A 21,767-nucleotide genomic window follows, 5' to 3' on the forward strand; every position below is an offset into this window, starting at 1 on the left:
GTGACCCGGACCTGGAGCCCCAGCAACGCCGATGAGGCGCTTGAGTGCGTCGCGCAGGCCCTGGCCGACGACCTGCCCATGGAGCTGGTCGGGACCGGAACCCGGCGCGGCTTCGGCCGGCCGGTGGACGCCGCGGCAGTCCTCGACCTTTCGGCCCTGCGCGGGGTGGTCGCCTATCAGCCCGAGGAGCTGATCCTGGCGGTGGCCCCGGCCACGCCGATGGCGGAGATCGCCGAACTGCTGGCCGCGCGGGGGCAATGCCTGGCCTTCGAGCCGCCGGACTTCGGGCCGCTGTGGGGCCAGGCGCCGGGGCTGGGGACGGTCGGCGGGGCGATGCTGACCGGCCGCGGCGGCCCGCGCCGGCTGACGGCCGGCGGGCCGCGGGACCACTGCCTGGGGGTCAAAGGCGTCAACGGCTTCGGCGAAGCCTTCGGGGCTGGCGGCCGGGTGGTGAAGAACGTCACCGGCTTCGACATCACCAAGCTGGTCACCGGCAGCTTCGGCACGCTGTGCGTGGTCACCGAACTGACCCTGAAGGTGCTGCCGGCGCCGCCGGACGCCACGACCCTGGCGATCCTGGACCTGTCGGACGCGGCGGCCATGTCGGCTATGTCGCGCGCGCTGGGCTGCGCGGCCCAGGTCTCGTCCGCCGCCCACCTGCCGGCCGGGGTTTCGAGCCTGTTCGGCGGCCGGGCGGCGACCCTGCTGCGGGTCGAGGGGGTGAGCCCCTCGGTGGCGGCGCGGATCGGCCATCTGGCCGAGCTGTTCGACGGTCTTGGCGAGCAGGCGCTGCTGGACCGCGAGGCGAGCGCGGCGCTGTGGCGCGACATCGGTGATGCGGCTTTCTTCGCCGGAAGCGCGCGGCCGGTCTGGAAGCTCTCGGTCCCGCCGGCCAAGGGCGCGGCGGTGGGCGAGCGGTTGGCGCAGGAACTGGCAGGACGCTGCTTCTACGACTGGGGCGGCGGGGCGATCTGGCTTGAGACTTCGGAGGCGCCCGACGCCCATGCGGGCCATGTGCGCCAAGTGCTGCGGGAGGTGGTGGGCGGCGAGGGCCACGCCACCCTGATGCGGGCGCCGCCGGTGGCGCGGGCGGCCGTCGCGCCCTTCCAGCCGCCGTCGCCGGCGGTGGCGGCGCTGAGCGAGCGCGTCCGCCGCCAGTTCGATCCGCAGGGCCTGTTCAATCCCGGCCGGATGTACGCCTGATGCAGACCAGCTTCAGCCCCGAGCAACTGGCCGACCCGGACAACGCCTCGTCCGAGAAGATCATCCGCACCTGCGTCCACTGCGGGTTCTGCACGGCGACCTGCCCGACCTACCTGCTGCTGGGCGACGAACTCGATAGCCCGCGTGGGCGCATCTATCTGATGAAGGAGATGCTGGAGAAGGGCGGGCCGCCCTCGCCGCGGACGGTCGAGCACGTGGACCGCTGCCTCTCGTGTCTCTCCTGCATGACCACCTGCCCGTCGGGCGTGAACTACATGCACCTGGTGGACCATGCCCGGGCCTATATCGAGGCGCACCACGTGCGGCCCTGGCCGGAGCGTCTGCTGCGCAACCTGCTGGCGGGGCTGTTGCCGGACCGGGCGGGCTTCCGGGCTGCGCTGCGCCTGGCGCAGGCGACGCGGCCGCTGCACGGCCTGCTGCCCGGCCGGCTGAAGGGCATGGCGGCCATGGCCCCGGCGCGCCTGCCGGGGCGCGACGTCGCCGAAGCGCCGCGGGTGTTTCCGGCTGAGGGCCAGCGACGGATGCGGGTGGCGCTGCTGGCCGGCTGCGTCCAGCCGGTGCTGGCGCCGGAGATCAACGGGGCGGCGATCCGACTGCTGAACCGCCTGGGGGCGGAGGTCGTGGTGTTCGCAGGCTCCGGCTGCTGCGGGGCGCTGCCGCATCACCTGGGCAAGGCCGACCAGGCCCGCGCCCTGGCGAGCGCCAACATCGCCGCCTGGCGTGGCGAGTTGGACGATCTGGACGCCATCGTCGTCACCGCCTCGGGCTGCGGGACCAGCGTCAAGGACTATGGCTTCCTGTTCCGCGAGGACGCCGAGCTGGCCGCCGATGCGGCGCAGGTCTCGGCCCTGGCGCGGGACGTCAGCGAGGTCCTGGCCATGCTGGAGCCGCCCGGCGGACCGGCGCCCATGGGGCTGACGGTCGCCTATCATTCGGCCTGCTCGCTGCAGCACGGCCAGGGGGTGAGCGAGGCGCCCAAGGCCCTGCTCAGGGCGGCGGGTTTCACGGTGGTCGAGCCGCGGGAGGCGCATATCTGCTGCGGCTCGGCCGGCACCTACAACCTACTGCAGCCGGAGCTGGCCGGCGCCCTGCGCGATCGCAAGGTGGCGAACCTCTCGGCGACCAGGCCCGACGTCATCGCCAGCGGCAATATCGGCTGCCTGACCCAGATCGCCGGCGGGACGGAGATCCCGGTGGTCCATACGGTCGAGCTGCTGGACTGGGCGATGGGCGGGCCCAGGCCAGCGGCGCTGAGTTCGAGGTAGGACGCCGATGCCCGCAGACCTGCCGCCGACCGTGGACGCCGTCATCGTCGAAGCCGCGCGCCTGCCGGCGTCTCCCAGCGAGCGGGCCTTCTCGATCCTGACCCTGGAGGGCGAGGCGATCGCCACCGCACCGCGGCTGGACGAGGCCCTGACCGCGACGCCGGGCGTGCAGCTCTTCCGGCGCACTTCCAGCCAGGCCTCCAACCCGACCACCCAGGGCATCAGCGTCCGTTCGATCGCCGGCTCCGGCGCCAGCCGCGCCCTCGTCACCCTGGACGGCGTGCCCCAAAACGATCCCTTCGGCGGCTGGGTGCTCTGGACGGGCCTGCCGCCGATCGCGGTGGAACAGGCACGCGTCGTGCGTGGTGCAGGGGCGGGGCCTTACGGCGCCGGCGCCCTGACCGGCAGCATCCAGCTACAGGAGCGCACCAGCGTTCCGCGCGGCGGCGAGTACGAGGTCTATGGCGGCGAGCGGGGGCTCGTCGGAGGGGCGGCGGCCGGAGCCGTCGGCGATGTCTTTGCGGCGGTGGCGGCCGAGCGCAGCGATGGCTGGATCCCTATGGGCGAGGGCCGCGGGGCGGCCGATGCGGAGCTCTACTACCGGGGCCTGTCGGGCGCGCTGCGCTGGACGCCGAAACTGGCGGGGCGGGAGCTGGCCCTGCGGCTTTCGGGTTTCCAGGAGAAGCGGGGGGCGGGGATCGTCGGCGCCGACTCCCGCGCCGCTGGAGCGACGGCCTCGGCGACCCTGGCCGACGCGGCGGAGGGCGAGGAGCTGGGCTGGCGGGCGCAGGCCTGGGCCAAGCGGTCGGATCTGGAGAACCGTTCGGCGGCGGTGGCGGCTGGGCGCATCGGGACGACACCGGCCAACGAGCAATATGCGACGCCGGCCGTCGGCTACGGCTTCAACGCCGCCCTGCGTCGCGACCGGGCGGTGGGCGGCTGGGAGCTGGGCGCCGACGCTCGCCTCTTCGACGGCGAGACCCGGGAGAACTACCGCTACATGGGCGGCGCGTTCACGCGCGGGCGCATCGCCGGCGGGACCCAATCGGTGGTCGGGATTTACGGCGAGGCCTATCGCAACGCCGGCCCGTGGCTACTGACCGCCGGGGCGCGGCTGGATCGCTGGGCGACCTTCGATGGCCACCGGCGCGAGTGGGATCTGGCGAGCGGAGCTGCGACCCTGGACAATCGCCCACAGGATCGCGACGGCTGGCTGCCGACCGGTCGGGTGGGCGCCCGGTACGATGCGGGATCGAGCTTGTATCTGCGCGGCGCGGCCTATGCGGGCTTCCGGCCGGCCACCCTGAACGAGCTCTACCGTCCGTTCCGTGTCGGTAACGACGTGACCGAGGCCAATGCCGAGCTGTCGCCGGAAAAGCTGTATGGGATCGAGTTCGGCCTGGGTTCGGAAGGGCCCTGGCGTTGGGACGTCACGGTCTTCGCCAACCGCCTGGACGGGGCCATCGCCAATGTCACCATCGGCTTCGGGGAGGGGACCTTCCCGATCGCCGGCTTCATTCCGGCGGGCGGGGTGCTGCGCCAGCGCCAGAACGCCGGCCACGTGGACGCCTATGGGGTGGAGGCCCAGATCGAGCGGCGCTGGGAGCGCGCCTCCGTGCGGCTGGCCGGCGCCTATACCGACGCCGAGGTGGACGGCGGCTCGGCTGCGCCGCAGCTCACTGGCCTGCGGCCGGCCCAGACGCCCCGACTGACGGCGAGCGCCGAGGGGACCTGGCGGCCGACCCCGCGGCTGAACCTGCGGGCGGCGGCGCGCTACGAGGGCGACCGCTGGGACGACGACCTCAACACCCGCAGGCTGTCGGCGGGGACCCAGGTCAATCTGCGGGCCGACTGGACGGTGTCGCGCAATGTCACGCTATACGCCGCGGCCGAGAACCTGTTCGACGCCGAGATCGAGACGGCCGAGACCGGCGACGGCCTGGAGAGTTTCGACCAGCCGCGGACGGTGCGGGCGGGCCTGATCCTGCGGCGTTAGGGGCTCTCAAGAGCGCCAAGGCGGCAGGGATCCATACGCGTCAGCGTTTCGGCCCGGCCATGACGAACGAGCGGGGCCTTCAAATCGCCGCTGGCGCGGTCCCGTCAGGCCGCGGCCTCGTCGTCCTCGCGCCGGTTGGCGGTGGCGTGGGCGGCGATGGCGAGGTCCACGACGGCGATGGCCGCCACCGCGGCGAAGGCTGCATAGGCCATCTTCTTTCGCGGGTTGTCCCGGCCGATGGCGCGGGCGAGGGCGGTCAGGTCGAGCAGGTCGCCGCCGGCCCGCATCCAGAACCATGGCCCGGGCGGAACGGGGGAGAGCAATCCCGCGCCCGCGGCGATCTCCCGCGCGCCGAAAGCGCTCATCGCCTGCGGCCCGAAACGCAGGCCGAGGAACCTCGCCACACGGTCAGGCGCGGCCACCGCCACCAGCCCGGCGGCGATCGAAGCCAGGCCGAGGACTCTCTTCACGACCAGAAGGTTCATCGAGGCTCCTTTGCAGCTTGGAAAAGGACGCCCAAGCCGGGCCTTGGGTTCCGTGGGCGGACGCGTTTGGGGCCGCCCCCGGAGGGTATTCGCATATGGATCGAGACCTACTTCCGGAGGGGGAGCATCTTGGCGTCAGGAAGCCGGAAGGGCCTTTCGTTCGGCGGCGATCTTGGCGAGTTCGGCTGCGGCCGCCTTCACGCCGGCCTGGTCGCCCTTGCTCCGGGCCTGGATGAGCTGGCCGGCGGCTTCCATTTCGCGAACCGGCAGCAGGTGGCTGTCGTCGGCATGCTTGAAGGGCAGGGTCTGGATGCGTTCCAGGATCTTGCGCTGGCGCTGCGCTTCCGGCCCTTCGCCGACTCCATAGGAGAAGATGAAGGCGTCGATCTTGGCCTTGAGCGCCGGGTCCAGGTCCTTGCGGCGGATCATCGGGTCCTCGGGAATGGTCGGCGAGGTCCAGATCACCTGGACGTTGGCCAGGGTGTTCTTGGCCATGTCGGTGTTCAGCATGGCCATCCGCCCCATCGAGGCGGTGTTGTTGGTGGCCGCGTCCAGCAGGCCCGAGCCCACCGAGAACAGGTTGGTCTCGTGGTTGGCCGAGCGGACGGTCTTGAAGCAGGTGTTCGGATCGACGTTTCGGGGCGCGAACAGGAAGGTCATGGGCGCCAGGGTCCCGGAGGTCGACTTGGCGTCGCCCATGCCGAAGTTCAGGCTGCGGTCGCACTTGAGCAGCCGGTCGAGCGTGATCCCCGAGCCCTTCTTGACGATGATCACCGACTGGTAGCCGTCATGGCCCGAGGGATTCACGGTTCGGGCGAAGACCTCGCCGTTCGCCCGCCGCACCGCCTCCAGGCCGGACTGGTTGGAGAACCAGCCCACATCGGTCTGCTTGAAGCGCATGGCCTCGATCAGCGCCGTGTAGTTGGAGCCGAAGAACGGCTTCACCGGCAGGCCCACGGCCTTTTCCATGTCGGCCAGGAAAGGACCCCAGTCGGCCATCTGGGTCTGGCGGCTCTCGGCCGAGATGATCGAGAAGTTCACCACCTGCGGCGCGCTCGCCTTCGGTTCCGGCTTCTGGCCGCAGCCGGCCAGTGAGAGGGCGAGGGCCGCGACGAGGCCCAGGCGACGCGTGATCATGAACTTCCCCCCAATACGGTCCGTGCCCGGCCTTCTGCGCGTATTAGATGACGCGGGCGCGACAGCTTGAATGCAAAAGTCTGCTTGAGGCGAGAGGCTTAGGGCGTTAGGCCGCGCGCATGTCCGACACCTCGCTCCAGAACCTCTCCCTGCGCGGCCTTTCAGCCCAGGCCCGCGAAGCGAAAAGCTGGCCTTTCGAACAGGCCCGCATCCTGCTGGACCGCATCCTGAAACTGCGGCTGACCGACGCCGAGCGCGACCTGGCCGCCAGCCTGATCGGCCAGGGCAAGGGCGACGAGGCGGTCGCCACCTTTCCGGCGCTGAACCAGCCGGTGGTCTTCCAGTGCGGCTTCGGGGCCTCGGGCCTGCCGCACATGGGCACCTTCGGCGAGGCCGCGCGCCCGACCATGGTGCGCACCGCCTTCCGCGCCCTGACCGAGGACGCCATCCCGACCAAGCTGATCGTCTTCTCCGACGACATGGACGGCTTGCGGAAGATTCCCGAGAACGTGCCCAACCGCGAGATGCTGGAAGAGGACCGCGACAAGCCGGTCTCGGCCGTGCGCGACCCGTTCGGCGAGTACGAAAGCTTCGCGGCCCACAACAACGCCCGCCTGCGCGCCTTTCTTGACGGCTTCGGCTTCGACTACGAGTTCATGTCGTCGACGGAGACCTACAAGTCCGGCCGGTTCGACGACGTGCTGCTGAAGATCCTGGCGCGGTTCGACGCCATCCAGGGCGTCATGCTGCCGACCCTGGGCGAGGAGCGCCGCGCCACCTATTCGCCGTTCCTGCCGGTCAGCCCGACCTCGGGCCGGGTGCTGCAGGCGCCGACCCTGTCGCGCGACGTGGAGAAGGGGACCATCACCTTCCCCGACGAGGACGGGACGCCGACCGAGGTTCCGGTCACCGGCGGCCATGTGAAGCTGCAGTGGCGCCCGGACTGGGCCGCCCGCTGGTATGCGCTGGGCGTCGATTTCGAGGCTTCCGGCAAGGACCTCGTGGACTCCGTCCGGGTCTCGAACAAGCTGGTGCGGGTGCTGGGCGGAACGCCGCCGGAGGCCTTCCACTACGAACTCTTCATGGACGAGAACAACCAGAAGATCTCCAAGTCCAAGGGCAACGGCCTGACCATGGAGGAGTGGCTGCGCTACGGCGCGCCCGAGAGCCTCGCCTACTACATGTACCAGTCGCCGAAGTCGGCCAAGCGGCTCTATTTCGACGTCATCCCGAAGGCGACGGACGAGTACCTGCAGCAGCTCGACGCCTTCAACCGCGTCCGGGCGCAGTCGGACACGCCGGCGATCGACAATCCGGCCTGGCACGTCCATCGCGGCGCGCCGCCGGAAAAGGGCTCGCCGCTCTCGTTCTCGCTGCTGCTGAACCTGGTTTCGGCGGCCGACGCCTCGACCAAGGAGATCCTCTGGGCGTTCATCAGCCGCTACATGCCGGGCGCGACCCCGGAGACCGAGCCCATGCTCGACCGGCTGGTGGGCTATGCGATCAACTACTACGAGGACTTCGTGAAGCCCTCGAAGAAGTTCCGCAGCCCCGACGCCAAGGAGCGGGCGGCGATGGAGGACCTAGTCGTGCGGTTCAAGGCCCTGCCGGCCGACGCCGACGCCGAGGTCATCCAGAACGAGGTGTTCGAGGCGGGCAAGGCCGCCGGCTTCGAGCCGCTGCGCGCCTGGTTCCAGGCGCTCTATGAAGTCCTGCTGGGCCAGAGCCAGGGGCCGCGCTTCGGCTCCTTCGCAGCGATCTTCGGGCTGGAGCGCACGGTCGCCCTCATCGAAAGCGCGCTGGCTGGGGAATTGGTCGCCGCCTAAGACTGCGGCTCCACGCCGGGTTGCAGCGCCTGGCGGATCGGGGAATGGTTCCGCTTTGTCTTCGAAGCGGAGCCGTCCTTGTCCAAGCGCCTGTCCCTCGCCCTGCTGCTTACCGCGATGTCCGCCGCGCCGGCGATGGCGGCCGACGCCGCCGACCTCTGGTGGTCGCATGTCGAGACGCTGGCCGGGCCGCAGTTCGAGGGGCGCCAGGCCGGCAGCGCCGGGTACGACCGGGCAGCCGCCTATGCGGAGGGCCAGTTCAAGTCCTTCGGCCTGCAGCCGGCCGGAACCGACGGCTACCTGCAGCCGATCCGGTTCAAGGTCCAGAAGGTGCTGGCCGAGAGCTCCCGCGCCGCCCTGGTGACGAACGGCCAGGAACAGCCGTTGCAGATCGGGCCGGACCTGCTGCTCAGCGCCCGCACCCCACAGCCGAAGGCGATCGAGGCGCCGCTGGTGTTCATCGGCTATGGCCTGCACCTGCCGGAGGCCGGCTATGACGACTTCGCCCGACAAGACCTGAAGGGGAAGGTCGCGGTCTATGTGAACGGCGGGCCGGGCGACATCTCGGCGGCGCTGAAGGCCCACTCCCGCGGCTCGGAGACCTGGCGCGCGGCCCAGGCCGCCGGGGCGGTGGGGCTGATCGCCCTGCCGACTCCGAAGTCGATGGACGTCCCCTGGGAGCGGCAGATGCAGAACGCCGCCCAGCCGGGCATGTACCCGGTCGAGGCGGGCCTGGGCGAGGTGCGGGGCAGCGCCTTTTCCGCCAGCTTCAATCCGGCCCGGGCCGAGAAGCTCTTCGCCGCCTCGGGCCACAGTTTCGCCGAGGTGCTCGCCCTGGCCGACGCCGCCAAGCCGATCGACGGCTTCGACCTGAAGACCGCGCTGAAGGCGGAAGTGGCGATGGAGGTGTCGGAGGTCTCCTCGGCCAATGTCGTGGCGCGGCTGCCCGGCTCGGACCCCAAGCTGGCGGCGCAGAACGTGGTGGTCACCGCGCACCTCGATCACCTGGGACTGAACACGACGGGGCAGGGGCCGGCCTACTATGCCGGCGCGCTCGACAATGGCGCGGGCGTCGCCTCGGTTCTGGAGATCGCCCGCAGCCTCTCGACGACGAAGCCGAAGCGCTCGGTGCTGTTCGTGCTGGTGACCGGCGAGGAAAAGGGCCTGCTGGGCTCGAAGTACTTCGCCGGCAAGCCCAGCGTGCCGGCCAGCTCCATCGTCGCCGACCTCAACATGGACATGGCCCTGCCGCTCTGGAAGTTCGACTCGGTGCTGATGTACGGCGTCGACGAGAGCACGCTCGGCGACACCGCCCGCAAGGTGGCGGGCGCGGCGAACCTGGAGGTGGTTTCCGACCCCTATCCGGACCGCAACTCGTTCATCCGCTCGGACCAGTACAGCTTCATCCGCGCCGGCGTCCCGGCCCTGGCCTTCAAGTTCGGCTTCAAGCCGGACACGCCCCAGGCGGCTATCGAGAAGGAATGGCGGGCCGCCCGTTACCACGCCCTGGCCGACGATCTCACCCAGCCGGTCGAGAAGGCCGAGGCGGTGAAGTTCAACGCCTTCCTGGGCGAGCTGATCCTCGCCGTGGCCGACGCGCCGGAGCGGCCGAAGTGGAAGGACACCAGCTTCTTCAAGCGGTTCGCGCGGTAGCCACGTGCCGTCCCGGTTCGCCAAGCAAGACCGGGATCCATAGCGCTGCGCCTGACGAGGTTGTGGTGATCGGTGGGGCTTCACCCGATCCGGCTGGACATCCCGCCGTCGACGAACAGCACCGTGCCGGTGATGAACCTCGCCTCGTCGGAGGCCAGGAACAGGGCCGCATAGGCGGTGTCCCAGGCCGTGCCCATCTTGCCGCCGAGGGGGACGCGGGCGTTACGGGCGTCGCGGACGGCCTGCTGCTCCTGGTCGCTCGCCGCGGCGATGCCGGCGACGGCCATGGGCGTGTCGAGCAGTCCCATGGCGACGGCGTTGCAGCGCACGCCCTTGCTGGCGTTGGCTTGGGCGACGCTGGTGGTCAGCCGGTTCACGGCGGCCTTGGACATCTCGTAGGCGACCTGATTGCCGCCGGCGATGGAGGCCAGGGACGAGATGTTGACGATGGCTCCCGCGCCTTGCTCGCGCAGGGTGGGGAGGACCGCCTTGGTCACCTGCCAGGCGCCTTTCAGGTTCACGGTCATGATGCGGTCGAAGGCGTCCTCGGTCAGGCGATGGGCGGGGCCATCGCCGCCGCCGCCGATCCCGACATTGTTCACCACGATGTCGATGCGGCCGAAGCGAAGCCTGGCGGCCTGGACGATGGCCTCGCAGTCCGCGGCCTTGGTGATGTCGGCGCCATGTGCCGCGGCCCGGCCGCCTTCGGCGACGATCATCGCCGCGGTTTCCTCGGCCCGCTCGACCACCCGATCGACGCAGAGCACGTCCGCCCCTTCCCGCGCCAGCAGCAGGGCGATGGCCCGTCCGTTGCCGATGGTCTCGCCCGGCGTCTGGCCCGCGCCGACGACGATGGCGGTCTTCGCCTCCAGCCGCATCTCAGTAGCCCTTCAGGTCGGGGTCGAGGGTCTGGCCGGCGTCGAGCTGCACCCCGAACGAGTTCAGAATCATCGAGACCTGGGTGTACTGGCCGGCGGTGAACACCACGTCCATGCACTGCTTGTCGCTGAAGTGGGCCTTCAGCGCGGTCCAGGTCGCGTCTGTGATGAACTGGTCGCGGTGCAACTCGTCGCTGGCCCGCAGCAGGGCCTGGTCCGCGGGGCTCCAGCCGGGCGCATCCGGACCTTGCTTGATGCGCGTCACCTCCGCCTCGGTCAGCCCGGCGCGGATGCCGATCGGCGTGTGCTGCGTCCACTCGTAGCCGGAGCGGCAGAGATAGCCGATGCGCAGGATGACGATCTCCCGCTCGCGCGGCGGCAGGTCGTTCCGCTTGGAGAGCACGTAGTTGCCCCAGGCCAGGAACCCTTTCGCCGCCCGTGGCGCCTGGACCATGGTGCGGAAGATGTTCAGCACCCGATCGCCCATCGGCGCCAGGATCTCCTTCTGCTCGTCGGTGAGGTCGGCGTCCTGAACCGGCGCGATCCTGGGCTTGGTGAGGCGCATCCGCATTGTCTCCCTGCGTGAGGCTTCAGCAAACAAGCCCGAGCCGTCGGGCGCAAGCAGCTCAGGCTTCCAGGTCGGCCTTCAGGCGGTCGAGCATGTCGGTGGCGCGGGCCGCATAGGGGCCGATCCAGCGGTCGTGGATGTGCTTGATGGGCAGGGCGTTCAGATGGTTCCAGCGCTCGCGGCCCTCGCGGCGGGGGATCACCAGGTCGGCGGCCTCCAGCACCCTCAGGTGCTGCATCACGGTGCACCGGTCGAGCCCGGGAAAGCGCGCGCAGAGGTCGCCGGTGGTGAGTGGCCGGTCCTTGATCTCGTCCAGGATCCGGCGCCGCGTCGGCGAGGACAAGGCTTTGAAAACGCGCTCTGATTCGGCGTCGCTTGACATGTTATGTTTATATAACATTATGGCGTGCAGGCAAGGAGGAAAGCCCTATGGACCTGACCTTTCGAGTGAGCGCCCACATTTCGCGGCCGGTCGCCGAGGTGTTCGAGGCGGTGGTGAATCCCGAACAGCTTTCGCGATATTTCACGACCGGCGGCGCCAAGGGCCGGCTGGAGACCGGCGCCACCGTCTATTGGGACTTCCACGACTTCCCGGGCGCCTTTCCGGTCTGGGTCATGGAGGTCGAGCCGCAGAAGAAGATCGTCTTCGAATGGGCGGCGAACGACGGGCCGCCGGAGGGCGACGATCCGGTGCGGCGGACCGATTACCGGACGACCGTCACCATGACCTTCGAGCCGATCGACGGAGGGACGCGCACGCTCGTGGCGATCGAGGAGCGCGGCTGGCGCCAGACCGAGACCGGGTTGAAGGCTTCCTACGGCAACTGTCAGGGCTGGACGCAGATGCAGTGCGCCCTGAAGGCCTACCTCGAATACGGGATCAACCTGCGCGAGGGGATGTTCAAATAGACCCCGCGCCTGGCGCGTCGAAAACCGCTGGTCTCCCGTCGCGGCTCAGCGGAGATTGCCGCTCCAAGCTAAGCCAAGGGGAACACTATCATGGCGATCTCGCTCTACGACGTCAGCGTCGCGTCCTTCCTGCAGACCCTGGGTGGGGTGGCAGGCTTTCTCGATCGCGGCCTGGCGCACTGCCAGGACAACGGGATCGACCCGAACGAGATCGTCCAGTCGCGCATGTGCCCGGACATGTTCGATTTCCGCTTCCAGGTGCTGTCGGTCGCCAACCACTCGCTCGGCGCCATCGAGGGCGTGAGGGCCGGGGTCTTTTCGCCGGGCGGCGAGCATGACGCCAAGACCTACGAGGACCTGCAAAAGGTGATCGCCGACACCACCGCGGGGCTGAAGGCGCTGACGCCGGAAGAGATCAACACCTTCGAGGGCAAGGACGTCGCCTTCGAATTCCGCGGCAACCGCATTCCCTTCGTCGCCGAAAACTTCCTGATGTCGTTCTCGATGCCGAACCTGCACTTCCACGCCACCACCGCCTACGACCTGCTGCGCAGCCGCGGCGTGCCGATCGGCAAGCGGGACTATATGGGCGCGCTGCGGGTGAAGGCGTAGGCGAGCGACGCCGGAAGCGTTGATGCGCATGAATCCCCGGCGCGCCTACGCGGCCGGGGATGACGATAAGAAAGAGGGGCTCTCCTCCGCGCCTCAGCCCTGGCCGACGCGGCCTGGGGCTGGGAGCACGTCGATCAGCTCGATACGGAAGATCAGCACGCTGTTGGGCGGAATCTCGCCGCCGCCGGCGCCCTCTTCGCCATAGCCCATGGCCGGCGGGACATAGAGGATCCACTCGTCGCCCGGCCGCATGAGCTGCAGGGCTTCCTTCCAGGCCGGGATCAGGGCCGGTAGCGGCATGGCCGCCGGCTGGCCGCGCTCGTAGGAAGAGTCGAAGATCTTCCCGGAGACGAGCTTGCCTTCGTAGTGGACCTTCACCTCGTCTTGCGGGCCGGGCTTCAGCCCGGTCGCCGGCCCGGAGCGGACGACCCTGTACTGCACGCCAGAGGGCAGGGTCTGGACGCCCTCGGCCTTGGCGTTGGCGGCCATGAAGGTCTTGGCCTCGGCGGCCGACTTTTCGAGGTCGGCGGGGCTGACCGCCGGACCGCGCGAGCAGGCGGCCAGGGCCAAGGCGGCGATGAGGGGCAGGATGCGCTTCATGTCTGATCTTCCTAAACGGCGCGCGGCGGATAGCCGTGGTCGCGCAGCGCGTCCATGATCTCCTGGGTGTGCTGAGCGTCGCGGGTCTCGATCATGATGTCGAACTCCGCGCCCTTGGCCGGCACGTCGAGAGCCAGGCGGTTGTGCGCCACCTCGATGATGTTGGCGCCCATCTGGCCGATCACCGCCGAGACGGTGGCCAGCAGGCCGGGCCGGTCGTCGCCGATGATCCGCAGGGAGACCAGGCGCTGTTCGCGCACCAGTTCGCGGGTCAGGACCGAAGCCAGCAGGCGGGTGTCGATGTTGCCGCCGGTGATGATCAGCCCGACCTTCTTGCCTTTGAACTTGCTGGGATAGGCCAGCAGGGCGGCGAGCGAGGCCGCGCCCGCGCCCTCGACCACCGTCTTCTCGACGTTGCAGTAGAGCGCGACGGCCCGCTCGAAGTGCGGCTCCTCGATCAGCAGCACGTCGTCCAGCAGCGGCCGGGCGGTGGCGTAGGAGAGGTCGCCGACCTGCTTGACCGCGATGCCCTCGGCGATCGTGGCCCCGCCGCCGGTGACGGTGGCGCCGTTCACGCCGCGCATCTTGGCGGTGAACGAGGGGTACATGGCCGGCTCGACGCCCACCACCTCGATCCGGGGGTTGAGCGACTTGGCGACGGTGGCGCAACCGGCGATCAGGCCGCCGCCGCCGATCGGGATCGGCAGGCATTCGAGATCGGGGACGTCCTCGAGCATTTCGAGCGCCACCGTGCCCTGGCCGGCCATGACCTTCAGGTCGTTGAACGGGTGGACGAAGGCCAGGTCGCGCTCCTCGCGCAGCTTCAACGCGACTTGCGAGGCCTCGTCGTAATTGTCGCCGTCCAGCACGACTTCGGCGCCGTGGGCCCTCGTCTGCTGCACCTTCACGAAGGGGGTGGAGCGGGGCATGACGATGGTCACCGGGATGCCCAGCCGGGCGGCGTGATAGGCCAGGCCCTGGCTGTGGTTGCCGGCGGAGGCGGCGATGACGCCGCGGCCCTTCTCGTTGTCCGAGAGCTGCAGCAGGGTGTTGAGCGCCCCGCGCTCCTTGTAGGCGGCGGTGAACTGAAGGTTTTCGAACTTCACCCAGACCTCGGCGCCGGTAATTTCCGACAGCGTCCGCGAGTGGCGGCAGGGCGTGCGTTCGATGTGCCCTTTCAGCCGGTCTGCTGCGGCGCGTACGTCATCGAGAGAGAGGGTCATGTCGGAGCCGTTGTGGAAGGTGGGCCACGTCTAACGGCCTGCTCCCTTCACCGCAATGCAGCCGCCGGGATATGCATCGCCTATGACCCAGATGCCGCACGTCCCCGAGGGCGCAACCGTCATGCAGGCCCGCGAGGCCTTGGCGCGGGCTGGATGGCGGGAGGTCGGCGTCGGCGACTGGTCCTGGGTGATGAGCGATCCGGACGATCGACTCGCTGCGCGCCTGACTCCGTTCGATCCGGCCTACCGCCTGCACGCAGAGGCGATACTGGCCGGGCCGTCGAACCGTTGGCTGCCGAGGGTCGACGCCATCCTGCCGCTGGCGGGGGACGGTTATGTGGTGGTGATGGAACGGCTTTGGCCTGCCGGCGAGGATGAGGCCGCGGCCTTCTGCGCGGCGCTCGGCGTCCGCAATGACAGCGGCTACGAGCTCCGCGAGGACCTGGCGTTCGCGGCCGCGGACGCCGACCTCCTGGCCTTGCGCGAGCGGGTCCTGGGACTGAGCGCCGAGGGCGCGCGGCGCTACCGGCTGTGGGGCGGGTCGGACGTGCGGCCGGGCAATGTGATGGCCGATGCGGCCGGCGGCCTGAAGCTGGTGGACCCGATCTTCCTTCGCGGCCTGGCGGTGGTCGGGGCCATCCAGGAGGGGCGACGCGACCTGTTGGCCGACTTCACGCGCGCCCAGCTCGAAGCCTTCCTGACCATCCCGCCCTTCCAGCCGGGGCGCGAAACCGATGCGATCCGCGCCCGGCTGGCCAGCCTCTACGACTAGAGAAGCTCGGTGCGGCCCTTGGCCTTCAGCGCCTCGACCCCGTCGCGCACCGCGGTGGGGGCGTCGCGGCGGGTGACCATGACGACGCCGTTCTCCACCACCACCACGATGTCCTCGACCCCGGCCAGGATCACCGGCGGGCCGTCGGTGCGGACCAGGCTGTTGCGGGTCCCGACCGCCGTCACGTCGCCGTCGAGGGCGTCGCCGTTTTCGGTTCGGGGGGAGAGCTCCCAGAGCGCGCCCCAGTTGCCGACGTCGGCCCAGCCGATATCGGCCTCGACCACGCTGGCCTTGTCGGTCTTCTCCATCACCGCGACGTCGATGGCGATGTTGGGCGAGGCGACGAAGGTCTCGGAGAGGGCCACGACGTCGCCGGTCCGGATTGCGCCTTTGACAGCGGCCTCGGCGGCGGCGGCCACCTCGGGCGCCAGGCGGCGCGCCTCGGCGAGGAAGGCCCCGGCCTTGAAGAGGAACATGCCGCCGTTCCAGGTGTAGTTCGGGTCGGCGACGAAGCGCTGGGCGGTCGCGAGGTCCGGCTTCTCGACGAAGCTCGCCACCTTGCGCACGGCGCCTTCGCCCTGGGCCTGGATGTAGCCGTAGATGGTGGCCGGCCCGGTCGGCTTGAGGCCGAGCAGGACGATCTCGCCCGCCTCCGCGGCGGCGCGGCCGGCGGCGATGGCCGCGTGCAGGGCCGGCACGTCGGCGACCAGGTTGTCGGCGTGCATCAGCACCATCAGCGCTTCGGGGTCGATCTCCGCGCCGAAGGCGGCCGCGGCCACGGAGGCCGGCGCGGTGTTGCGCGGCGCCGGCTCGGTGATCAGGGCCTGGGGCGCGACGCCCGCATCGACGAGCTGCTCGCGCGCCAGGTCGGCGTGGCGGGCGGCGCAGATCACGATCGGAGCGGCGAAGCCTTCGCCGGTCAGCCGCCGGGCGGTGTCCTGGATCAGGGTGTTGTCGCCGCCCAGCCGGTGGAACTGCTTGGGTTTGGCGTTCCGCGACAGCGGCCACAGCCTCGTGCCTGCGCCGCCGGACATCAGGACGGGGATGATCTTGCTGGGTTCGGCCAAGGCGACCTCGCGGGTAAAGGACCAGGGGGCATGGATACCGGCTCGGCCGCCGTCGCGAAACCGGGCGCGACGAAGGCAGGGCAGGGCTGTAGAATGGCGAATGTGAGCGCATCTGTGATGAACATCGGAAAACCCTCCCGTCCGGCCCTGTTCCTCGACCGCGACGGCGTGCTGAACGAGGATCCCGGCTACGTGCATCGCTGGGAGGACTTCCACTGGATTTCCGGCGCGCGCGAGGCGGTCGCGGCCTTCAACGCCGCCGGCTGGTGGGTGTTCGTGGTGACCAACCAGTCCGGAGTCGGTCGCGGCTACTACGCCGAGGACGACGTGATCGCCCTGCATGCGAAGATGAGCGACAGCCTGGCCGAGGCCGGCGCGCGGATCGACGCCTTCTACTACTGCCCGCATCACCCCGAGGCCCAGGTCGAGGCCTATCGGCACCCCGACCCGCCCGACCGCAAGCCCAATCCAGGCATGATCTTGCGCGCCCTGGCCGAATGGCCGGTCGATCTTCCCCGGTCGATCATGGTCGGCGACAAGGAGAGCGACCTGGAGGCGGCGCGCCGCGCCGGCGTCCGCGGCCTGCATTTCACCGGCGGCGACCTCGCGATGTTCCTGAAATCCGAGATTTCGCCGGCCTGATCGGGCTCATCGGCCTCGATAGAGCAGCGTGACTATAATGTCGCACTGCAGCGATCCATGCCCTAATTTTGCATCGCGGGTGTCAAAAATCACCTTGCGACCCGTTGCGTACCCTGCGTCACCGCCTTATATGCAGTGCAACATTTGGTGCAGCGCACAAAGGAGATGGGCATGGCCCGCGCCATTGAGAGCTTCGTTGATCGGCTGATGGGCCCGTTCGCTCGTGAACTGGCGCGTATGCCGGCCTCGTCCTTCCGCTATCTGCTCGGCGGTTTCTAAGGCCCCGCCCGGCGGCGTCCCCTCCCCCCAAACCGCCGCCACGGCTCCTTAGAGTCTAAGCGCCGCCCCGTCCTCCCCGGGGCGGCGCTTTTGCGTCTGGAACCCAGGTTCGACGGAGGGTTCCGTAAGGTCCGGTCCTGTCACCTTGACGTAAACGGAAGCGTCCTTTTACGGTGTCAGCCAATAAGAACATGCGTCAGGGAGGATCGCATGCCTACCGACCTTCGCCGGCCAGTCCGGACCTACACCATTCGACAGCTATGCCTGGAATTCAAATGCACGCCCCGGGCCCTGCGCTTCTATGAGGACAAGGGGCTGATCTCGCCGGCCCGCGACGGGCTGAACCGGGTCTATTCCCACAAGGACCGGGGCCGGCTGCAGCTCATCCTGCGCGGCAAGCGCGTCGGCCTGTCGCTCACCGAGATCGGAGAGATCCTCGACCTTTATGAGCTGGACGACGGCGGGGCCACCCAGAACGCCAAGTCGCTGATGAAATTCCGCGAGCGGATCGTGGCCCTCGAGGCCCAGCGCGCGGACATCGACCAGGCGATCGAGGAGCTGCGCCGGGGCTGCGACGCCCTGGAGCGGCATCTGGCCCAGACCCGGCCGGACCTGCTTCCACGCGCGGCCGACTACGACCAGATGCTGCGCGAGCGGCTGGGCGATCTGGAACACGCCAAGTAGCAAGGCCACCCTGGCGGGTAGGCCCTGTCCAGAGCTAGAACGTCCCGACTTCCGGCGAGGTCGGGAGCCCCAAAGCCGTGATTGGAGCGGACATGCCCTACCAGCCCCCCGTACGCGACCACATCTTCCTGCTGCGCGATGTCCTTGAACTCGAGAAGTACGCGAACCTGCCCGGCTTCGCCGACGCCTCGATGGACGTGATCGAGCAGATCGTCGAGGAAGCGGGCCGCTTCACCGGCGAGGTGCTGGCGCCGCTCAACGCGGTAGGGGACAAGGAGGGCTGCGTCTGGAGCCCCGACCATACGGTCAAGACGCCGGCCGGGTTCAAGGAAGCCTATGCGCAACTGGTCGAAGGCGGCTGGCCGGCCCTGGGCGCCGAGCCCGCCTATGGCGGGCAGGGCCTGCCCTATGTGGTGAACCTCTCCTTCTCGGAGATGAGCTCCTCGGCCAACATGGCCTTCTCGATGTATCCGGGCCTGACCCACGGCGCCTATTCGGCGATCCTGAACGGCGGCTCCCAGGAGCAGAAGGATCTCTACCTGCCGAAGCTGACCTCGGGGCAGTGGGGCGGGACGATGAACCTGACCGAGCCCCATTGCGGCACCGACCTCGGCCTGCTGCGCACCAAGGCCGTGCCCCAGGGCGACGGGACCTACAAGATCACCGGCGGCAAGATCTGGATCTCAGGCGGCGAGCACGACATGGCCGAGAACATCGTCCACCTGGTGCTGGCCCGGATCGAGGGCGCGCCGGCCGGGACGCGCGGCATCAGCCTGTTCATCGTGCCGAAGTTCATCCCCGACGCCGAGGGCAAGCCGGGCCAGCGCAACAGCGTCTATTGCGACGGCCTCGAAGAGAAGATGGGCATCCACGGCAACGCCACCTGCGTGATCCGTCACGAGGAGTCGACGGGCTGGCTGGTCGGCGAGGAGAACAAGGGCCTCTCGCTGATGTTCGTGATGATGAACGAGGCGCGTCTCGGGGTCGGCCTGCAGGGGCTGGCCCAGGCCGAGGCGGCCTATCAGGCGGCGGCGATCTTCGCCAAGGAGCGGCTTCAGGGCCGCTCGCTGACCGGGCCCAAGAACCCCGACGGGCCGGCCGATCCGATCATCGTGCACCCGGACATCCGGCGGATGCTGATGGACAGCCGGGCGATCATCGAGGGCGGCCGGGCCTTCCTGTTCTGGACCGCCCTGCAGGGCGACCTCTCGCACGCGAGCCCCGACGAGGCGGTGCGCCAGAAGGCGGCCGACTACATGGCGCTGATGACGCCGGTGGTGAAGGGCTTCCTGACCGACCGGGGTCTGAAGGTCTGCTCCGACGCGGTGCAGGTGCACGGCGGCTCGGGCTTCACCGAGCACTTCCCGGTCAGCCAGTACATGCGCGACGTGCGGATCTCGCTGATCTACGAGGGGACCAATGGCGTTCAGGCCCTCGATCTGGTCGGGCGCAAGCTGGCCGCCGACGGCGGCCGGGCGGTGATGAGCTTCTTCGCCGAGGTCGACGCCTTCGTGGAGGCCAACGCCGGGACGGCCGAACTCAAGCCGTTCACGGAGGGCCTCGCCGCCGCCAAGGCCCAGCTTCAGGACGCCACCATGTGGCTGATGCAGAACGGCCTGGCCAATCCGGACAATGCGGGCGCGGCCTCCACCGACTACATGCACCTCTTCGGCCTGACCGCCCTGGCCTATGCCTGGACGATGGTGGCCATGGCCGCCCAGGCGAAGATCGCCGCCGGCGACACCGATCCCTTCTATGCGAGCAAGCTGGTGGTCGGCCGCTACTACATGGAGCGCATCCTGCCGGAGGCCGGAGCGCATCTCGCCAAGCTGAAGACCGGCGCGGAGCTGATGATGGCCCTGCCGGCGGAGGCGTTCTGATGGCGAGCTATACGGCCAACGTGGCCTGGAGCCTTCGCGACGGCGAAGACTTCGCCAAGGGGCGCTACAGCCGCGGCCATGCGATCAGCTTCGACGGCGGCCTGATCGTGCCCGCCTCGGCCTCGCCGCATGTGGTTGGCAAGTGGGCGGTCGAGGAGGCGGTCGACCCGGAGGAGATGTTCGTCGCCGCCCTCTCCAACTGCCACATGCTGACTTTCCTGCATAAGGCGCGGCTGGCCGGCTTCGTGGTCACCGCCTACCGCGACCAGGCCAGCGGGATCATGGAGGAGATCGCGCCCGGCAAGATGGCGGTGACCAAGGTGACGCTCTCCCCCAAGATCGAATGGCGGGGCGAGGCGCCGGACGCGGCGACCCTGGCCCATCTGCATCACGAGGCGCATGAGGAGTGTTTCATCGCCAACTCGGTGAAGACCGAGGTGACGGTGGCCTGACTCAGCCCGCCAGCGGATTGTGCGCGAGGAGGGCCGCCAGTCGTTCGGTCAGGGCCGCAGCGTCCTTCATCTCGCACTCCCAGATGGTTTCGACCCGCCAGCCAGCGGCGGCCAGCTCGGCTGACGTGCGTTGGTCGCGGGCGACGTTGCGGGCGACTTTGGCGGTCCAATATTCGCGGTTGGCCTTCGGGACGCGCGAGCCCCTGGCGCAGTCGTGGCCGTGCCAGAAGCAGCCGTGGACGAAGATCGCCACCCGCCGGCCGGGCATGACGATGTCCGGCGTGCCCGGCAGGTCCTTGCGGTTGAGGCGGTAGCGGGCGCCGAGCGCGGTGAGCGCCCGGCGCACCTTCAGTTCCGGCGCGGTGTCCCGGCCCTTCACCCGCCGCATGACGGCCGAGCGTTTCTCGGGCGGAAAGACGTCGGTCATGGGCGAAGGCTCCGCGGGGTGCGTCCGAGGCGAAGCGTGCCGGTGAGCACTCTTGCCCCAAGATAACGCCCGCCGGGCGCCTTGGAGAGCGGGGTGAAGACCAGATCGCGAACCAACGGTCCGATCCAGCCGCTCGACTGGAAGAGCGGGGTGAGCCGGCGCGAGATGAATTGATAGAGGCCGGCATGACGCCGCCGGGCCGCCTGGAAACCACGGATCGAGCGTCGGGCGTCGGGCGTCAGCCGCTCGGCCAGCTCCACGGCGTCGACGAGGCCGAGGTTCGCGCCTTGCCCGAGCTGGGGGCTGGTCCCGTGGGCGGCGTCGCCGATCAGCAGGAACCGGCCGTTCGACCAGCGGCCTGCCTGCACGTCGCGATAGACGGCCCGGGAGAAGAGTTCGGGCCGGTCGAACTGGGCGATGATCGGTTCGGCCTGGGGCCACATGCCGATCGCCTGCCTGCCCCAGGCCTCGAGGTCGCCGGCGAGGAACCCGTCCATCTCCGTGCAGGGCAGCGACCAGAAGAAGCTCACCAGGCCCCGGCCTTCCGGCCCCCGGCCGATCGGCAGGACCCCCATCATGGTCGAAGCGCGGTGATAACGCTGGTGCAGGGCGCCGTCGAAGGCGCCGTCCGTGTCGTGGGCGTTGGCCCAGACGGCGCCCCAGGCATAGGGCCTCGCCCGGACGCCGGGCCGCACCAGTTCGCGCAGGCGTGAGGCCGATCCGTCCGCCACGATCACCAGGTCGAAGGGGCCGTGGTTGCCACCGCGCGCGTCCAGCAGGCGAGGGGCGTCGGCGTTCTCCCAGCCGACGACCTCCACCCCATGGCGCACCTCGACCCCGGCAGGCGCCAGCGCGCCGTGAAGCACGCCGAACAGGGTCGCCCGATGGGTTCCGACGCCGAAGGCGCCTGGCCGCCAGTCGGCATAGCGCATGTCCATGATGCGGCGGCCGGCCAGGTCCCGGCCGTCGAGATGCCGGATCAGCGACCCGCGTTCGACGACCTCCTCCGCCAGGCCCAGGGCGCGTAGCGCGGCCAGGCCGGAGGGCTGCAGCAGCAGTCCCGAGCCCAGTGGCCGCGCCTGCTCGAAAGCCTCCAGGCACACGACCGCGTGGCCCCGGCGCGCCAGGGCCAGGGCCGCCGCCATGCCGGCGACGCCGCAGCCTACGACAGCGATCCTCACCGCGTGA

The 21,767-nt window shown here is 69.7% G+C and carries 22 protein-coding genes; 12 read left to right on the plus strand and 10 right to left on the minus strand.

What is annotated here, in order from left to right:
- The 3 genes from ABID41_RS09025 to ABID41_RS09035 are packed head-to-tail and all read left to right on the plus strand — an operon-like array spanning position 1 to position 4,485.
- A complete protein-coding gene (locus ABID41_RS09025; protein WP_354297442.1) occupies positions 1 to 1,203 on the plus strand; it encodes an FAD-binding protein in 1,203 nt (400 codons plus the stop codon).
- A complete protein-coding gene (gene glcF / locus ABID41_RS09030) occupies positions 1,203 to 2,489 on the plus strand; it encodes a glycolate oxidase subunit GlcF (protein ID WP_354297443.1) in 1,287 nt (428 codons plus the stop codon). The genes ABID41_RS09025 and glcF overlap by 1 nt, the downstream gene beginning before the upstream one ends.
- A 7-nt stretch (positions 2,490 to 2,496) precedes the next feature.
- A complete protein-coding gene (locus ABID41_RS09035; RefSeq protein WP_354297444.1) occupies positions 2,497 to 4,485 on the plus strand; it encodes a TonB-dependent receptor in 1,989 nt (662 codons plus the stop codon).
- A 104-nt stretch (positions 4,486 to 4,589) separates the two neighbouring features.
- Here ABID41_RS09035 and ABID41_RS09040 read toward each other — a convergent pair whose 3' ends face one another.
- Entirely contained in the window at positions 4,590 to 4,970 is a 381-nt protein-coding gene (locus tag ABID41_RS09040) for a hypothetical protein (protein ID WP_331928646.1), read from the minus strand.
- A 135-nt stretch (positions 4,971 to 5,105) separates the two neighbouring features.
- The gene (phnD, locus tag ABID41_RS09045; RefSeq protein ID WP_331928644.1) at positions 5,106 to 6,107 is read right to left on the minus strand and encodes a phosphate/phosphite/phosphonate ABC transporter substrate-binding protein; all 1,002 of its coding nucleotides are present in this window, start codon (positions 6,105 to 6,107) and stop codon (positions 5,106 to 5,108) included.
- 119 nt (positions 6,108 to 6,226) lie between these two features.
- Here phnD and ABID41_RS09050 point away from each other — a divergent pair, with 119 nt between their 5' ends.
- Together ABID41_RS09050 and ABID41_RS09055 are read left to right on the plus strand one after the other, a co-directional pair.
- Positions 6,227 to 7,933 carry a lysine--tRNA ligase gene (locus tag ABID41_RS09050; RefSeq protein ID WP_331928642.1) on the plus strand — a complete coding sequence of 569 codons (1,707 nt, stop codon included), beginning with the start codon at positions 6,227 to 6,229 and terminating at the stop codon, positions 7,931 to 7,933.
- 78 nt (positions 7,934 to 8,011) lie between these two features.
- A complete protein-coding gene (locus ABID41_RS09055) occupies positions 8,012 to 9,586 on the plus strand; it encodes a M28 family metallopeptidase (protein WP_331928640.1) in 1,575 nt (524 codons plus the stop codon).
- 80 nt (positions 9,587 to 9,666) lie between these two features.
- Here the strand turns inward: ABID41_RS09055 and ABID41_RS09060 are convergent, their stop codons facing one another.
- The 3 genes from ABID41_RS09060 to ABID41_RS09070 form a co-directional block, all read right to left on the minus strand.
- Positions 9,667 to 10,464 (minus strand): SDR family NAD(P)-dependent oxidoreductase, encoded by a 798-nt coding sequence (locus tag ABID41_RS09060; RefSeq protein ID WP_331928638.1) that lies wholly within the window; start codon positions 10,462 to 10,464, stop codon positions 9,667 to 9,669.
- Position 10,465: 1 nt separating this feature from the next.
- Positions 10,466 to 11,029, minus strand: coding sequence for a carboxymuconolactone decarboxylase family protein (locus ABID41_RS09065; protein ID WP_331928636.1), 564 nt, complete (start codon positions 11,027 to 11,029; stop codon positions 10,466 to 10,468).
- A gap of 61 nt (positions 11,030 to 11,090) precedes the next feature.
- Positions 11,091 to 11,432, minus strand: coding sequence for an ArsR/SmtB family transcription factor (locus ABID41_RS09070; protein WP_354297445.1), 342 nt, complete (start codon positions 11,430 to 11,432; stop codon positions 11,091 to 11,093).
- Between the two features lie 29 nt (positions 11,433 to 11,461).
- On the opposite strand from ABID41_RS09070, the gene ABID41_RS09075 reads away from it, so the two are divergent.
- Complete coding sequence (locus tag ABID41_RS09075) at positions 11,462 to 11,941, plus strand: SRPBCC family protein (RefSeq protein ID WP_331928632.1); 480 nt, start codon at positions 11,462 to 11,464, stop codon at positions 11,939 to 11,941.
- Between the two features lie 90 nt (positions 11,942 to 12,031).
- Complete coding sequence (locus ABID41_RS09080) at positions 12,032 to 12,553, plus strand: DUF1993 domain-containing protein (RefSeq protein WP_331928630.1); 522 nt, start codon at positions 12,032 to 12,034, stop codon at positions 12,551 to 12,553.
- Between the two features lie 93 nt (positions 12,554 to 12,646).
- Here ABID41_RS09080 and ABID41_RS09085 read toward each other — a convergent pair whose 3' ends face one another.
- Complete coding sequence (locus ABID41_RS09085) at positions 12,647 to 13,153, minus strand: FKBP-type peptidyl-prolyl cis-trans isomerase (RefSeq protein ID WP_331928628.1); 507 nt, start codon at positions 13,151 to 13,153, stop codon at positions 12,647 to 12,649.
- A gap of 11 nt (positions 13,154 to 13,164) precedes the next feature.
- Positions 13,165 to 14,376, minus strand: coding sequence for a threonine ammonia-lyase (locus tag ABID41_RS09090; RefSeq protein WP_331928626.1), 1,212 nt, complete (start codon positions 14,374 to 14,376; stop codon positions 13,165 to 13,167).
- An 82-nt stretch (positions 14,377 to 14,458) separates the two neighbouring features.
- Between ABID41_RS09090 and ABID41_RS09095 the strand changes: the two genes are divergently transcribed.
- A complete protein-coding gene (locus ABID41_RS09095; protein ID WP_331928624.1) occupies positions 14,459 to 15,148 on the plus strand; it encodes a hypothetical protein in 690 nt (229 codons plus the stop codon).
- On the opposite strand, the gene ABID41_RS09100 is transcribed toward ABID41_RS09095, so the two are convergent.
- Positions 15,145 to 16,215 (minus strand): mannose-1-phosphate guanylyltransferase, encoded by a 1,071-nt coding sequence (locus ABID41_RS09100; RefSeq protein WP_354297446.1) that lies wholly within the window; start codon positions 16,213 to 16,215, stop codon positions 15,145 to 15,147. The genes ABID41_RS09095 and ABID41_RS09100 overlap by 4 nt on opposite strands.
- 93 nt (positions 16,216 to 16,308) lie before the next feature.
- Between ABID41_RS09100 and ABID41_RS09105 the strand changes: the two genes are divergently transcribed.
- The 4 genes from ABID41_RS09105 to ABID41_RS09120 all read left to right on the plus strand — a co-directional run bounded on the left by ABID41_RS09105 (position 16,309) and on the right by ABID41_RS09120 (position 20,152).
- The gene (locus ABID41_RS09105; protein WP_414695931.1) at positions 16,309 to 16,857 is read left to right on the plus strand and encodes a D-glycero-alpha-D-manno-heptose-1,7-bisphosphate 7-phosphatase; all 549 of its coding nucleotides are present in this window, start codon (positions 16,309 to 16,311) and stop codon (positions 16,855 to 16,857) included.
- Between the two features lie 489 nt (positions 16,858 to 17,346).
- Positions 17,347 to 17,820 carry a MerR family transcriptional regulator gene (locus ABID41_RS09110; protein ID WP_331930168.1) on the plus strand — a complete coding sequence of 158 codons (474 nt, stop codon included), beginning with the start codon at positions 17,347 to 17,349 and terminating at the stop codon, positions 17,818 to 17,820.
- 92 nt (positions 17,821 to 17,912) lie between these two features.
- Positions 17,913 to 19,700, plus strand: a complete 1,788-nt coding sequence (locus tag ABID41_RS09115; protein ID WP_331930166.1) for an acyl-CoA dehydrogenase C-terminal domain-containing protein — start codon at positions 17,913 to 17,915, stop codon at positions 19,698 to 19,700.
- Entirely contained in the window at positions 19,700 to 20,152 is a 453-nt protein-coding gene (locus ABID41_RS09120; protein WP_331930164.1) for an OsmC family protein, read from the plus strand. Before ABID41_RS09115 ends, ABID41_RS09120 begins: the two co-directional genes overlap by 1 nt.
- A gap of 1 nt (position 20,153) precedes the next feature.
- Here the strand turns inward: ABID41_RS09120 and ABID41_RS09125 are convergent, their stop codons facing one another.
- Positions 20,154 to 20,579, minus strand: a complete 426-nt coding sequence (locus ABID41_RS09125) for a very short patch repair endonuclease (protein WP_331930162.1) — start codon at positions 20,577 to 20,579, stop codon at positions 20,154 to 20,156.
- Entirely contained in the window at positions 20,576 to 21,760 is a 1,185-nt protein-coding gene (locus tag ABID41_RS09130) for an FAD-dependent oxidoreductase (protein ID WP_331930160.1), read from the minus strand. Before ABID41_RS09130 ends, ABID41_RS09125 begins: the two co-directional genes overlap by 4 nt.
- Positions 21,761 to 21,767: the final 7 nt, after the last annotated feature.

The organism is Phenylobacterium koreense, from assembly GCF_040545335.1.
GTDB classification, from domain to species: Bacteria; Pseudomonadota; Alphaproteobacteria; order Caulobacterales; family Caulobacteraceae; genus Phenylobacterium; species Phenylobacterium koreense.